A 13,347-nucleotide genomic window follows, 5' to 3' on the forward strand; every position below is an offset into this window, starting at 1 on the left:
CAGCGTAGACGCCGCCGGGCGTCCGGTCCGGTCCGGTCAGAGTTTGCGCAGGCTCAGCCGCTGCACCTTGTGGTCGGGTCCCTTGCGCACCACGAGCGTGGCGCGGCCGCGGGTGGGCGCGATGTTCTCCACCAGGTTGGGCTTGTTGATGGTGCGCCACATGGTGCGCGCGTAGTCGAGCGCCTCCTCCTCCGCCACCTGCGTGTACTTGCGGAAGTAGGAGGACGGGTCCTGGAAGGCCGTGTCGCGCAGCTTGCGGAACCGGTTCAGGTACCAGCGCTCGATGTCCTCGGTGCGCGCGTCGACGTAGACGCTGAAGTCGAAGTAGTCGGCGAGGCCGACCCGGGTGCGGCCGTCCTTGCCGGGCAGGGCGGGCTGGAGGACGTTGAGTCCCTCCACGATCAGGATGTCCGGGCGGCGCACGGTGAGTTTCTCGCCGGGGACGATGTCGTAGATGAGGTGGGAGTAGACCGGGGCGGTGACCTCCGCCTTGCCGGCCTTGATGTCGGCGACGAACCGGGTCAGCGCCCGGCGGTCGTACGACTCCGGGAAGCCCTTGCGGGACATCAGCCCGCGCTCCTCCAGCTCCCGGGTGGGCAGCAGGAACCCGTCGGTGGTGACCAGTTCGACGCGGGGGTGCTCGGGCCAGCGGGACAGCAGCGCCTGGAGCAGCCGGGCGACGGTGGACTTGCCCACGGCCACCGAGCCGGCCACCCCTATCACGAAGGGGGTGCCCGACTGGGAGCCCTGCTCGCCGAGGAAGGTGTTCAGTGCGCCGCGCAGTTCGTCGGTGGCGCCGACGTAGAGGTTGAGCAGGCGGGACAGCGGCAGATAGATGTCGCGGACCTCGTCGAGGTCGATGACGTCGCCCAGGCCGCGCAGCCGTTCCACCTCCTCGGCGGTCAGCGGGAGCGGCGTCTTGTCACGCAGCGCGCTCCACTCGGCTCGGGTGAGGTCGACGTAGGGAGTCGCCTCCGGCTTGGACCGGTGGGCGCTCCGGGGCATCGAGGGGACCGGTGAGATCACAGTCCATTGTTAACGGAGTTCGAACGGGGCGGGGGGTGGGGTGCGTCACGCGTGCCGCGCGGGCTGTGCGGCGGCTGTGGAGATCACGTGGGTGTCACGGTCGGATACCGGGTGGTGGAAGGCGTGATCATGTAGTTGACGGTGACACGTAAAGTGCGGGTAAAGCGCCGCGGAGGGTCGCTCCGCGGGTCTGCGTGTTCTGAAGAGAAAGAGCCCTCCGAGTGAGTTCTCCGCTGGTCCGCCGTACGTGTCTGGTCGCGTCCGCCGCCGCCCTCGCCCTGTTCGCCACCGCCTGCGGCGGGTCCTCCGACGACGACGGCAAGAAGGGCGGCGACGCCACGACCGCGCAGGCCGACAAGTCCGCGTCCGCCGCGCCGGCCGCCGCCGAGCCGCTGTCCGCCGCCGAGCTGGAGAAGGCCGCGCTGACACAGGCCGACGTCAAGAGCGGCAAGGTCACCGCCAAGCTGCCCGCCACGGACGACATCGCGCAGGACAAGGTGAAGACGGACAAGGCGGCCTGCACGCCCCTCGCCCTTCTCCAGGTCGGCTCCTACGCCGGCACGCCCGCGGCGAGCGTGAAGCGGTCGTGGACGGGGGACGCGAAGAAGCCCGAGGCCGGCGCGAGCGCCGAGGACGCCATGGTCGCCGGCCTCGACCGGGCGAAGGCCGTCGTCACGCTCGCCTCCTACTCGGACGGTGACGCGGAGCAGGCGATGAAGGACCTGACGAAGTCCGCCGCGGACTGCGCAGGCGGCTTCTCCTTCACCGTGGCCGGCGATACGACCAAGGTCGTCAAGGTCGCCACCGGCAGCGCGCCGCAGGGCGCCGACGAGGCGCTGGCCGTGACCTACACGATGGAGGCCGACGGCGACCAGTTCCCGGTGAAGGGCGTCGTCGTCCGCAAGGGCGCCACCCTCGCCTACTTCCCCGCCGTCAACCTCGCCTCGGCCGCCACGGGCAAGGACTTCGCCTTCCCGAGCCAGCTCGTGGACGCGCAGCTCGCCAAGCTGAAGTGACGCGGCTCAGTCGCTGACATTCCCGCCGGGGCGTTCGTACCCCGGTGGGAATTTCCGATATCGGGCACGCTGAGGCCACTTTCGCGGGCTGACGGGCCGTAGGCTGCGGTGCCATGTGCGGAATCGTGGGATACGTGGGGTCGCAGTCGGCGCTCGAAGTCGTGATGGCCGGACTGAAGCGGCTGGAGTACCGGGGCTACGACTCGGCCGGCGTCGCCGTCCTCGCCGACGGCGGGCTCGCGGCGGCCAAGCGGGCCGGCAAGCTCGTCAACCTGGAGAAGGAGCTGGTCGACCGGCCGCTGCCGACCGGTTCGACCGGCATCGGCCACACCCGCTGGGCCACCCACGGCGGACCCACGGACGCCAACGCCCATCCGCACCTGGACAACGCGGGCCGGGTCGCCGTCGTCCACAACGGCATCATCGAGAACTTCGCCGCGCTCCGCGCCGAACTGGCCGAACGCGGCCACGAGCTGTCCTCCGAGACGGACACCGAGGTCGTCGCGCATCTGCTCGCCGAGGAGTTCTCCGCCTGCGCCGACCTGGCCGAGGCGATGCGGCTGGTGTGCCGGCGGCTGGAGGGCGCGTTCACGCTGGTCGCGGTGCACGCCGACGAGCCCGACGTGGTCGTGGGCGCCCGCCGCAACTCGCCGTTGGTGGTGGGCGTCGGCGAGGGCGAGGCCTTCCTCGCCTCGGACGTCGCCGCGTTCATCGCCCACACCCGGTCCGCGATCGAACTCGGCCAGGACCAGGTGGTGGAGCTGCGCCGGGACGGAGTGACGGTCACCGGGTTCGACGGACGGCCCGCCGAGGTCCGCTCCTACAACGTGGACTGGGACGCGGAGGCCGCCGAGAAGGGCGGCTACGACTACTTCATGCTCAAGGAGATCGCCGAGCAGCCGAAGGCGGTCGCCGACACGCTGCTGGGCCGCATCGACGCGGCCGGCAATCTGACGCTGGACGAGGTCCGCATCTCGGCGCCCGAGCTGCGCGAGATCGACAAGGTCGTCATCATCGCCTGCGGCACGGCCTTCCACTCGGGGCTGATCGCGAAGTACGCCATCGAGCACTGGACCCGGATCCCGTGCGAGGTCGAACTCGCCAGCGAGTTCCGTTACCGGGACCCGATCCTGGACGCGCAGACGCTGGTCGTCGCCATCTCCCAGTCCGGCGAGACCATGGACACGTTGATGGCGCTGCGGCATGCGCGGGAGCAGGGGGCCAAGGTGCTGGCCATCTGCAACACCAACGGCTCCACGATTCCCCGGGAGTCGGACGCGGTGCTGTACACGCACGCCGGGCCCGAAGTGGCGGTCGCCTCCACCAAGGCGTTCCTGACGCAGCTGGTGGCCTGTTACCTGGTGGCGCTGTATCTGGGGCAGGTGCGGGGGACCAAGTGGGGGGACGAGGTGCGGGCCGTCATCCGGGATCTGTCGCAGATCAGCGGGGCGGTGGAGCGGGTGCTCGGGACCATGGAGCCGGTGCGGGCGCTGGCGCGGTCGCTGGCCGGGAAGAACACGGTGCTGTTCCTCGGGCGGCACGTGGGGTATCCCGTCGCGCTGGAGGGGGCGCTGAAGCTGAAGGAACTCGCGTACATGCACGCGGAGGGGTTCGCGGCGGGGGAGCTGAAGCACGGGCCGATCGCTCTGATCGAGGAGGATCTGCCGGTGGTGGTGGTCGTTCCGTCGCCTCGGGGACGGTCGTTGCTGCACGACAAGATCGTGTCCAACATCCAGGAGATCCGGGCCCGGGGGGCTCGGACGATCGTCATCGCGGAGGAGGGGGACGAGGCGGTGGAGGCGTACGCGGATCATCTGATCCGGATTCCGGTGACGCCTGTGCTGTTGCAGCCGCTGGTGGCCACTGTGCCGTTGCAGGTGTTCGCCTGCGAGCTGGCCACGGCTCGGGGGAACGAGGTGGATCAGCCTCGGAACCTGGCCAAGTCCGTGACGGTGGAGTGAGGGGGCGGCCGGGGAAGTTGCGGGGGCCGGGGTGGTCTGCCTTCGGGCGAGTCGTGTTCACGGGGAGAGGTGGGGTGCGCGTCGGCGTCCCGGAGCACGCCGGGTCGGCTCAGCGGCTGCCGGGTGGGTGTGGTGAGGCGACCGGCAGGTCGTCGAAGCCCACCACGCTCAAGTGGGGCGGTGGGGCTGGTGGGGGGCGGCCTGGTCGTGGGTGGTGGCCTGGCCGGGGGTGCCCGGGAGGCTGAAACGGCGCATCGGGAACGAGCGTTCCAGGAAGTGCGCGGTGGGGGTCGTAAGGTGCTCGGCATGAGCATCATCGGGGTCGGGATCGATGTGGCCGAGATCGATCGGTTCGCCGCGTCGCTGGAACGGACGCCCGGGCTGGTCACGCGGCTGTTCGTGGAGCGCGAGCTGCTGCTGCCCAGCGGGGAGCGGCGGGGCATGGCCTCGCTGGCGGCGCGGTTCGCCGCCAAGGAGGCCGTCGCCAAAGCCCTCGGCGCTCCGGCCGGACTGCTGTGGACCGACGCCGAGGTGTACGTCGAGGACAGCGGGCGGCCGCGGTTGCGGGTGAAGGGGTCCGTGGCGGCCCGGGCCGCCGAACTCGGCGTGCGGGCCTGGCACATCTCGCTGAGCCATGACGCCGGTGTCGCCTCCGCCGTCGTCATCGCCGAGGGGTGAGGCCGTTCGGCGGCGGTGAGGGCTGGCTGCTCGGTCCGGTGACGGGGTGGGCGGCTCGGTTCGGTGGCGTGTTCTTGTGACGGGGGCGTGGAGGGGTGCGTCCTCGGGGCCTCACCAGCCCACGATGTCCCGGCCCACCAGGCGGAACGCCAGGATGGTGGCGTCGTCCTGCATGCGCGGGCCCGTGAGACGGTCCACCAGGCGGCGGATGTGGGCGTCCAGCGCTTCGCTGCCCGGCGGGATGCCGTCACGGGCGCTCTCGTGCACGGCCCGCACCAGGCGTGACGAGTCACGGTCCAGGTCCGAGCCGCGGCGTTCCATCAGGCCGTCCGAGTACAGCAGCACCACGTCGCCGGGGTAGAGCATGGTCTCCGCCGCCGTGTACGTCTCCTCGGGCCACACCCCCAGCGGCATGCCGGGGCCGCCCGGCGGCGGGTCGAGCAGTCGGGCCTCCCGGTCGCGGACCAGGATCGGCAGCGGATGGCCCGCGCACGTCCAGCGCAGCAGCGCGCGGTCCGGGTGGTAGCGGGCGACGATCGCCGTGGCCGTGGACTCCTCGCCGTCGTCGCAGGCCACCATGTTCAGCCAGCCCGTCAGCCGCTCCACCATCTCGCCGGTGAACGCCAGCCCCGCCAGCGCGTACCGCAGCTTCGCCATCAGGGTGATCGCGTCGAGGCCGTGTCCCCGGGCGTCGCCGAGCGCGATCAGCACCTGGCCGGACGGCAGGACGCGGGTCTTGTACCAGTCGCCGCCCACCCGTGCCGCGCGGCCCTCCGGGCGGTAGACCGCCGCCGCCTCCACGCCGTGCCGGCCCAGTTCCGCGGGGAAGCGCGGGACGATCGCGTCGCGCAGGCGTTCGGCCACGTCCGCCACCGCGTCCGCCCGTTCCCGCTGCGCCCGCGCCTCCTGCATCGCCTGCTCGGCCAGCGTGCGGCTGCGCACGTCGGACGTCACGTCCCGGCACACCGCCCGCACGGTCCACACCGGGCCGAGCCGCGGGCGCACCGGCTCCGCGATGAAGCGCAGGACGCGTTCGTGCGGCATGGTCATGCGCAGTTCGAGGTCCACGATCTCCCGCTCGCGCAGCACCACGTCGTGCACCGCCCGGTACAGGGCCCCGCGGCTGTCCGGCGCCAGCATGCGGCCCAGTTCCAGCAGGTCGGGCAGGGGGTCCGAGGGTCCCAGGCCCAGCACCCTGTCCAGGCCCGTGGCCTCCACCGTGCCGTCGCCCAGGTTCCACTCCGCCCAGCACACCCGGGCCAGGTTCTGCGCGGCCTCCGCCATCCGGACGCTGGCCTGCTCGCCGCGTTCCCAGGTGACCAGCAGCAGGTCCCCGAACGGCGCGACGCGCACCTCGCTGCTCAGCCGTACCGCCCGGCCGTCCGGGCCGGACAGCGACCACTCCGCCGGCTCCGGGCCCTGGGGCTGCCGGGTGCGGTGCGCCTCGGCGAGCATCCAGGGCACCGGGGTGTCGGCCAGGTTGGGAAAGCGATCGAACAGCGGTACGGCTCGGGTGTGCGGCGGGAGCGCGCCGGGCGGAAAGTGGCTCTCGGCGTACCGCCGTGCGGTGACGTTGTGCCCCACGTAGCAGAAGTCCGCTATCGCGCCCGTCTCGTCCAGCGCCGGGAGGACCACCATCGCGGCCAGCGGCAGCGCGTCCAGCAGCTGCCACACCAGGGGTCCGAGGACGGTCACGGGGGCGGTGGGCGCGCTCGGCCCGCGGCGCCGTTCCGCCTCCGAGGGCTCCGAGGGCTCCGACGGTTCGACGGGACATGCGGGGACGGCGTGGGTGGCCGTGTACTGGCCGATGCGGAAGCGCTGCTCCGTCAGCAGCAGGTCCAGTGCCCGCAGCCATCGGTCCTCGCGGCCGTCGCCCTCGTCGGGCCCGTCGCACCCGCCGCCGGCTTCGGCGGTGCCGGCGGAGTCCGACGCCTCGGCCGGGCGCGCCTCGTCCGTCCCGACCGGTTCGTCCTTCATATCGGTTCGGGTCCCTTCTCTCCGTCCCGTCGCCGTCGCTCGGTCCCGTCCCGCCGTCGCGGGCGCTTCGGGTCCGAGGCTGCCGCGTCGTCGTCGGCGGGCCGCGCCGTTCCGGGGTGTCCCGCTGCCGGGTTCCCCGGTGGGGCCGGTCCGCACATGGAAGTGGAGTCGTTCGTTCCGGATGTGGTCCCAGGCCCCGCCCGGTTCCCGCGCGGCATCCGGCCGATGCGGGGCACACTCGACCGCATGCGTACCGCGTACAGCGTTGAAACGGTCAGGACAGCAGAGCGCGCGCTGATGGCGAGGCTCCCCGACGGCGCACTCATGCAGCGCGCCGCCGCCGGGCTCGCCGCCGCCTGCGCGGATCTGCTCGGAGGCGTCTACGGCCGCCGGGTGGTGCTCCTGGTGGGCAGCGGCGACAACGGCGGCGACGCCCTGTACGCCGGGGCCCGGCTCGCCCGGCGCGGCGCCGGGGTGAGTGCCGTCCTGCTCGCCGGCGACCACACCCACCCCGGCGGCCTCGCCGCGCTGCGCCGCGCCGGGGGCACGGTCGTTCACCCGGATGCCGCAGGGGACGCCGCCGGCGCGGCGATCGACCGGGCCGATCTCGTCGTGGACGGCATCGTCGGGATCGGCGGCAGGGGCGGGCTGCGCCCCGGCACCGCCCCCCTCGCCGAACGCGCCGCGCGCTCCCGTGCCGCCGTCGTCGCCGTGGACCTGCCCAGCGGCGTCGAGGCGGACAGCGGTGAGGTGCGCGGCGCCGCCGTGCGCGCCGACCTCACCGTCACCTTCGGCGCCCACAAGCCCGGCCTGCTCGTCGACCCCGCCCGCGAGCACGCCGGCACCGTCCGCCTGATCGACATCGGGCTCGGTCCCGAACTGCCCGCCACGCCCGAGCTGGAGGCGTTGCAGCATGCCGACGTGGCCGCCCTGCTGCCGGTCCCGGCCGCCGAGAGCGACAAGTACCGCCGGGGCGTCGTCGGCATCGCCGCTGGTTCGGCGCGCTACCCCGGCGCCGCCGTGCTCGCCGTCTCGGGCGCGCTGCGCGGCGGCGCGGGCGCCGTACGGTACGTCGGCCCGGCCGGGGAGGCCGTCCTGGCCCGCTTCCCGGAGACCCTGGTGTCCGACCGGGGACCGCGTGAGGCGGGCCGCGTGCAGGCGTGGGTGGTGGGGCCGGGCGCCGGGGACGACGCCGGCACCGTCGCCGAGGTGCTGGAGACGGACGTGCCCGTGCTGCTCGACGCCGACGGCCTGCGCCTGGCCGCACGCGACGCCGTACGCGCCCGGACCGCGCCCACCCTGATGACCCCGCACGCCGGTGAGGCCGCCGCGCTGCTCGGCGTGGCCCGCGAGGAGGTCGAGGCCGCCCGGCTCGCCGCCGTACGGGAACTGGCCGCCCGCTACCGGGCCACCGTCCTGCTGAAGGGCTCGACCACCCTCGTCGCCGATCCCGACGGCGGCCCGGTGCGCGTCAACGCCACCGGCACCCCCTGGCTCGCCACCGCCGGCAGCGGCGACGTGCTGTCCGGGCTGGCCGGCTCCCTGCTCGCCGCCGGCCTCGCGCCGGGCGACGCGGGCAGCACGGCCGCCTACCTCCACGGCCTGGCCGGCCGCTTCGCCGCCCACGCCGCCCCCGTCGCCGCCCACGACGTGGCCGAGGCCATCCCCTCGGCCTGGCGTGACGTCCAGGAGTGACACTCCGGTCCCCGTACGGGCGTGGCCCTCTCCCGAAGCCGTCGCGCGGCCCGGTGGCCCGGCCTCGCGGGGCGCCCCCGTGCCCGCCGCCGCGGGGCCGGCGCGGCCCTCTGAGACACTGGGGGCGCGATGAACGAGACAGCACACCTGCGGACGGCCCCGCTGCGCGCCCGCGCCGAGATCGATCTGGCCGCTCTGCGGGCCAACGTGCGGGCCCTGCGCGAACGGACGCCGGGCGCGGCCCTGATGGCCGTGGTCAAGTCCGACGCGTACGGGCACGGCGCCGTCCGGTGCGCCCGGGCGGCCGTCGCCGCCGGGGCCACCTGGCTCGGCACCGCCACGCCCGAGGAGGCGCTGGCGCTGCGCGCCGCCGGGATCGCGCCGGAGCAGGCGCGCGTCCTGTGCTGGCTGTGGACGCCGGGCGGGCCGTGGCGGGAGGCCGTCGAGGCCGACGTGGACGTGTCCGTGAGCGGCCTGTGGGCGCTGGCCGAGGTGCGCGCGGCCGCGCGCGCGGCCGGACGGCCCGCGCGGGTGCAGCTGAAGGCCGACACCGGTCTCGGCCGCAACGGCTGTCAGCCCGCCGACTGGCCCGGCCTCGTCGCCGAGGCGCTGCGCGCCGAGGCCGAGGGGCTGATCCGGATCACCGGGCTGTGGTCCCACTTCGCCTGCGCCGACGAGCCCGGCCATCCCTCCATCGCCGCGCAGCTCGACCGGTTCCGCGAGATGACCGCCCACGCCGAGGAGCGGGGCGCGCGCCCCGAGGTGCGGCACATCGCCAACTCGCCCGCCGCGCTCACGATTCCCGAGAGCCACTTCGACCTGGTGCGCACCGGGATCGCCCTCTACGGCATCTCGCCCGCCCCCGAGCTGGGCGTCCCGGCCGACTTCGGGCTGCGGCCCGTGATGACGCTGTCCGCCTCGCTCGCCCTGGTCAAACACGCCCCCGGCGGCCACGGCATCAGCTACGGCCACCACTACGTCACCCCCGGCGAGACCACCCTCGGCCTGGTCCCGGTCGGGTACGCCGACGGCATCCCGCGGCACGCCTCCGGCACCGGGCCGGTCCTGGTCGGCGGCAAGTGGCGTACGGTCGCGGGCCGGATCGCGATGGACCAGTTCGTGGTCGACCTCGGCGGCGACGAGCCGGAGGTCGGGTCGCGGGCCGTGCTGTTCGGGCCCGGTGACGGGGGCGAGCCCACCGCCGAGGACTGGGCGCAGGCGGCGGGCACCATCGCGTACGAGATCGTCACCCGCATCGGAACCCGCGTCCCCCGCGTCTATCTCCACGAGGAGACCGAGGAGACCGAGGAGAGCGGGCAGGAGGACCGGGGGCGTCCCGCGTCGCGGTGATCCGCGCGGGGGCGGCCGGGGGGTGCGTGACCCGGCCGTCGCCGTGACCCCGAACACCAGTACGTCACACCGACGGCACCAGAGGAGCGGTACGTGAGCGAGAGCAGTGCGGCGGCCGTGACCTCCGCCGCAGGGGCGGGCGGCTGGCGCCGGGCGACCGGTATCGCGGGGGCCGCGATCGGCGTGGTGGCCGCGGGCGCGGCGGCCACCGTGGCCATCGAACGGATGACCGTCGGCCGGAACATACGCAGAAAGGCCCGGCTCGCGCTCGACGCGGTGGGCCCGTACGGCACCCTGCGCGGCACCCCGGGCACCGCGTACGCCGACGACGGCACCGAGCTGTACTACGAGGTCGACGACATCGACCCGGAGGCCGCCGCCGACCTCGGCCCGCGCCGCCGCAGGCTGTTCGGCCGCAAGGCCCCCGCCCCCGTCACCGTCGTCTTCAGCCACGGCTACTGCCTCAGCCAGGACTCCTGGCACTTCCAGCGCGCGGCGCTGCGCGGCGTGGTGCGCACCGTCCACTGGGACCAGCGCAGCCACGGCCGCTCCGGGCGGGGCGTGGACCAGCTCGAGGACACCGTGCCGCTGACCATCGACCAGCTCGGCCGCGATCTGAAGGCCGTCCTCGACGCCGCCGTGCCCGAGGGGCCGATCGTGCTGGTCGGGCACTCCATGGGCGGCATGACCGTGATGGCGCTGGCCGCCCAGTACCCCGAGCTGATCCGCGAGCGGGTCGTCGCCACCGCCTTCGTCGGCACCTCCTCCGGCCGGCTCGGCGAGGTCAACTTCGGGCTGCCGGTGGCCGGCGTCAACGCGGTGCGCCGGGTGCTCCCGGGCGTGCTGAAGGCGCTCGGGCAGCGCGCCGAACTCGTCGAGAAGGGACGGCGGGCCACCGCCGACCTGTTCGCCGGGATCATCAAGCGGTACTCGTTCGCGGGCCGCGACATCGACCCGGCCGTCGCCCGGTTCGCCGAACGGATGATCGAGAGCACGCCGATCGACGTGGTGGCCGAGTTCTACCCGGCCTTCACCGACCACGACAAGACCGAGGCGCTCCCCCTCTTCGCCGGCATGCCGGTGCTCGTCCTGGCGGGCCTCCAGGACCTGGTCACCCCGAGCGAGCACAGCGAGGCCATCGCCGGCCTGCTGCCCGAGGCGGAACTCGTCCTGGTCCCGGACGCCGGGCACCTGGTGATGCTGGAGCACCCGGAGGTCGTCACCGACCGGCTCGCCGACCTGCTGACCCGGGCCGGAGCGGTCCCGGCAGGCACTACCGTGGGCACTTATGGAAGCACCAGCAGCACCGCACAGCCCGGCTGACCGCCCCTCCGTCGAGATCACCGTCAACGCTCCCGGCCAGATGCTGGAGCTGGGCCGTCGGCTCGCCAAGCTGCTGCGCGCCGGCGACCTCGTGATGCTCAGCGGGGAGCTGGGCGCGGGCAAGACCACGCTGACCCGCGGGCTCGGCGAAGGGCTCGGGGTGCGCGGCGCCGTCACCTCGCCGACCTTCGTGATCGCCCGGGTGCACCCCTCGCTCGGTGACGGCCCGCCGCTCGTCCACGTCGACGCCTACCGCCTCGGCGGCGGCCTGGACGAGATGGAGGACCTGGACCTCGACGTCTCGCTGCCGGACTCGGTGGTCGTCGTGGAGTGGGGCGAGGGCAAGGTCGAGGAGCTGACCGACGAACGGCTCCAGGTCCGGATCCACCGGGCCGTCGGCGACACCGCGGACGAGGTGCGGCAGGTGACGGTGGCGGGCATCGGCGGCCGGTGGTCGGCCGTGGACCTCGCGGCGCTGACCGCCTGAGGCGACGGCCGGTCCTTGCGCGGGGCCTCCCGGGCGTGGTCACATGGTGTCCAGTCCGTGGTTAGGGTTACCTAACCGCGCCCGCCCCCGTCCTCCAGGAGGCGTCCATGTCGGCTGCCGAGAACCCGTCCCGGCCGTACCCGGCCACCGGTGTGCGCATGAGCGACCTGCTGGCCTCCTGCGCCGCCGCCGCGGCCGTCTCCCTCCCGCCCCGGGCCCCGCAACCGGCGGACGCCGGCCCGGACCCCCGCGCAGACGTCCGGTCGTCCCGTACGGACCCGTGCGCGGGAAGCACGGTCCACCGTACGGACGCCCGCGCCGCCCGTACGGTGGAGACGCACCGGGAAGCGGCGTAGCCCTATCGGATGACGGCGGCGGACGGCGGCGGCGGATGATCGCGGCCGTCCCGGTGGCCGGTACCGCCGTCCCGTTCGTCCGGACGACCGTCGCGGGTCGCCCACCGGATCTCTAGCGGATGACGACGACCTTCTGGCCGATCGTCGCGAACATCCACATCGCCTCGCCGTCCGCCCGCGACTCGCGGATACCGCCCGTCTTCACGCTCGTGTCCGCGTCCGTGTCGCCGTCCTGCGGCGTGGGCTGGTCGACGGCCGCGCTGAACCCGACGACCACGCCCTGCACATCGGCGAACCGCACCACGTGCTCCACCGGGACGCCGTCGGTCCCGGTGACCGCCTTGGAGCGGGAGGTCACCGTGTAGGCGCCCGGGGCCGGGTCCACGCTGCCGGGGGTGACCCTGAAGGTGTTCTCCACCGTGCCGCCGGCGCTCACCAGCCACACCCGGTCGTCGTCCACCGAGTACACCACCCGCTCGCCGGTGCCGGAGTTCGCGGGCAGCGCGGTCGGGTGCTGGCTGTCGCGGGGCGCCTTGGCGGCGCTCGCCGCCGGGGTGGCGCTCGGGCCGGGCCGGCCGACCAGGTCCTCCGGGACGGTCGACTGCGCCCGGTACGCGAGGAAGCCGACCGTGACGAGCGCCGCCGCGGTCAGCCCGGCCACCCAACCCGCGCTGCTCCTTGCCACGGTTCGTCCACCTCTGGGTAAGTTCGCTGGTCAGTGCCTGGCTTTCGACCGTAGCAGCCGGAATGCACCCGGCCCGGGCGGCGGTGCCGGGCTCGCGGGAGCCGTAGGCTGTTTGCGTGCTCTTGCTCGCTCTGGATACCGCCACCCCCGCCGTCACCGTCGCCCTGCACGACGGCACGGCCGTCATCGCCTCAGCCGGACAGGTGGACGCGCGCCGGCACGGAGAGCTGCTGCTGCCGGCCGTCGACCGGGTCCTCGCCGAGGCCGGACTGGCGCTGGACGCCGTCACCGGCATCGTGGCCGGCGTCGGCCCCGGCCCCTACACCGGACTGCGCGTCGGCCTGATGACCGCCGACACCTTCGGCCTCGCCCTCGGCGTCCCGGTGTACGGCGTCTGCACGCTCGACGGCCTCGCCTACGCCGCCGACGTGTCCGGCCCCTTCGTGGTGGCGACCGACGCCCGCCGCAAGGAGGTCTACTGGGCCCGCTACGCCGACTCGCGCACCCGCGTCACCGACCCGGCCGTGGACCGGCCCGCCGACATCGCCGACGAGGTCCGGGGCCTGCCCGCGGTCGGCGCCGGCGCGCTCCTGTACCCGGACACCTTCCCGCAGGCGCACGAACCCGAGCACGTGTCCGCCGCCGCCCTGGCCTCGCTCGCCGCCGAGAAGCTGGCCGCGGGCGAGGAGCTGCCCGCGCCCCGGCCGCTGTACCTGCGCCGTCCGGACGCGCAGGTGCCCAAGAACTACAAGGTGGTCACCCCCAAGTGACCGGCGAGACGATCACCGGCACC

Annotated in this window: 12 protein-coding genes; 9 read left to right on the forward strand and 3 right to left on the reverse strand. The window is 74.1% G+C overall.

All coding sequences use genetic code 11. The features are described from left to right. Positions 1–36: 36 nt before the first annotated feature. Positions 37–1,005, reverse strand: coding sequence for a type I pantothenate kinase (coaA, locus tag AB0N63_RS11455; RefSeq protein WP_365527594.1), 969 nt, complete (start codon positions 1,003–1,005; stop codon positions 37–39). 242 nt (positions 1,006–1,247) lie between these two features. On the opposite strand from coaA, the gene AB0N63_RS11460 reads away from it, so the two are divergent. The 3 genes from AB0N63_RS11460 to AB0N63_RS11470 all read left to right on the forward strand — a co-directional run bounded on the left by AB0N63_RS11460 (position 1,248) and on the right by AB0N63_RS11470 (position 4,681). Beyond that, positions 1,248–2,042, forward strand: a complete 795-nt coding sequence (locus tag AB0N63_RS11460; RefSeq protein WP_365527271.1) for a hypothetical protein — start codon at positions 1,248–1,250, stop codon at positions 2,040–2,042. A gap of 113 nt (positions 2,043–2,155) precedes the next feature. Next, positions 2,156–4,003: a glutamine--fructose-6-phosphate transaminase (isomerizing) gene (gene glmS / locus AB0N63_RS11465; protein WP_365527274.1), complete on the forward strand. Its 1,848-nt coding sequence runs from the start codon at positions 2,156–2,158 to the stop codon at positions 4,001–4,003. A 306-nt stretch (positions 4,004–4,309) separates the two neighbouring features. Then, positions 4,310–4,681 (forward strand): holo-ACP synthase, encoded by a 372-nt coding sequence (locus AB0N63_RS11470; RefSeq protein WP_365527277.1) that lies wholly within the window; start codon positions 4,310–4,312, stop codon positions 4,679–4,681. Between the two features lie 111 nt (positions 4,682–4,792). On the opposite strand, the gene AB0N63_RS11475 is transcribed toward AB0N63_RS11470, so the two are convergent. After that, complete coding sequence (locus AB0N63_RS11475) at positions 4,793–6,658, reverse strand: PP2C family protein-serine/threonine phosphatase (RefSeq protein WP_365527279.1); 1,866 nt, start codon at positions 6,656–6,658, stop codon at positions 4,793–4,795. A gap of 246 nt (positions 6,659–6,904) precedes the next feature. On the opposite strand from AB0N63_RS11475, the gene AB0N63_RS11480 reads away from it, so the two are divergent. The 5 genes from AB0N63_RS11480 (at position 6,905) to AB0N63_RS11500 (ending at position 11,869) form a co-directional block, all read left to right on the forward strand. Continuing rightward, entirely contained in the window at positions 6,905–8,353 is a 1,449-nt protein-coding gene (locus tag AB0N63_RS11480) for an NAD(P)H-hydrate dehydratase (RefSeq protein ID WP_365527280.1), read from the forward strand. Between the two features lie 129 nt (positions 8,354–8,482). Next, entirely contained in the window at positions 8,483–9,703 is a 1,221-nt protein-coding gene (gene alr / locus AB0N63_RS11485; protein WP_365527283.1) for an alanine racemase, read from the forward strand. Positions 9,704–9,796: 93 nt separating this feature from the next. Next, on the forward strand, positions 9,797–11,026 hold the full coding sequence (locus tag AB0N63_RS11490; RefSeq protein ID WP_365527286.1) for an alpha/beta hydrolase: 1,230 nt from the start codon (positions 9,797–9,799) through the stop codon (positions 11,024–11,026). Continuing rightward, entirely contained in the window at positions 10,992–11,513 is a 522-nt protein-coding gene (gene tsaE / locus AB0N63_RS11495; protein WP_365527288.1) for a tRNA (adenosine(37)-N6)-threonylcarbamoyltransferase complex ATPase subunit type 1 TsaE, read from the forward strand. Before AB0N63_RS11490 ends, tsaE begins: the two co-directional genes overlap by 35 nt. Before the next feature lie 107 nt (positions 11,514–11,620). Next, positions 11,621–11,869, forward strand: a complete 249-nt coding sequence (locus AB0N63_RS11500; protein ID WP_365527291.1) for a hypothetical protein — start codon at positions 11,621–11,623, stop codon at positions 11,867–11,869. A 112-nt stretch (positions 11,870–11,981) separates the two neighbouring features. On the opposite strand, the gene AB0N63_RS11505 is transcribed toward AB0N63_RS11500, so the two are convergent. Continuing rightward, complete coding sequence (locus AB0N63_RS11505; protein WP_365527294.1) at positions 11,982–12,554, reverse strand: hypothetical protein; 573 nt, start codon at positions 12,552–12,554, stop codon at positions 11,982–11,984. 116 nt (positions 12,555–12,670) lie between these two features. Here AB0N63_RS11505 and tsaB point away from each other — a divergent pair, with 116 nt between their 5' ends. After that, a complete protein-coding gene (gene tsaB / locus AB0N63_RS11510) occupies positions 12,671–13,324 on the forward strand; it encodes a tRNA (adenosine(37)-N6)-threonylcarbamoyltransferase complex dimerization subunit type 1 TsaB (protein ID WP_365527296.1) in 654 nt (217 codons plus the stop codon). Positions 13,325–13,347 lie beyond the last annotated feature (23 nt).

This window comes from Streptomyces sp. NPDC093260 (assembly GCF_040683715.1).
GTDB classification, from domain to species: Bacteria; Actinomycetota; Actinomycetes; order Streptomycetales; family Streptomycetaceae; genus Streptomyces; species Streptomyces sennicomposti.

Bases quoted from the DNA above. Each gene is read 5' to 3' on its own strand.
- AB0N63_RS11470 (WP_365527277.1), top strand. From the start codon at position 4,310: ATGAGCATCATCGGGGTCGGGATCGATGTGGCCGAGATCGATCGGTTC.
- tsaE (WP_365527288.1), top strand. From the start codon at position 10,992: ATGGAAGCACCAGCAGCACCGCACAGCCCGGCTGACCGCCCCTCCGTC.
- AB0N63_RS11500 (WP_365527291.1), top strand. From the start codon at position 11,621: ATGTCGGCTGCCGAGAACCCGTCCCGGCCGTACCCGGCCACCGGTGTG.
- AB0N63_RS11480 (WP_365527280.1), top strand. From the start codon at position 6,905: ATGCGTACCGCGTACAGCGTTGAAACGGTCAGGACAGCAGAGCGCGCG.
- AB0N63_RS11475 (WP_365527279.1), bottom strand. From the start codon at position 6,658: ATGAAGGACGAACCGGTCGGGACGGACGAGGCGCGCCCGGCCGAGGCG.
- alr (WP_365527283.1), top strand. From the start codon at position 8,483: ATGAACGAGACAGCACACCTGCGGACGGCCCCGCTGCGCGCCCGCGCC.
- coaA (WP_365527594.1), bottom strand. From the start codon at position 1,005: ATGCCCCGGAGCGCCCACCGGTCCAAGCCGGAGGCGACTCCCTACGTC.
- glmS (WP_365527274.1), top strand. From the start codon at position 2,156: ATGTGCGGAATCGTGGGATACGTGGGGTCGCAGTCGGCGCTCGAAGTC.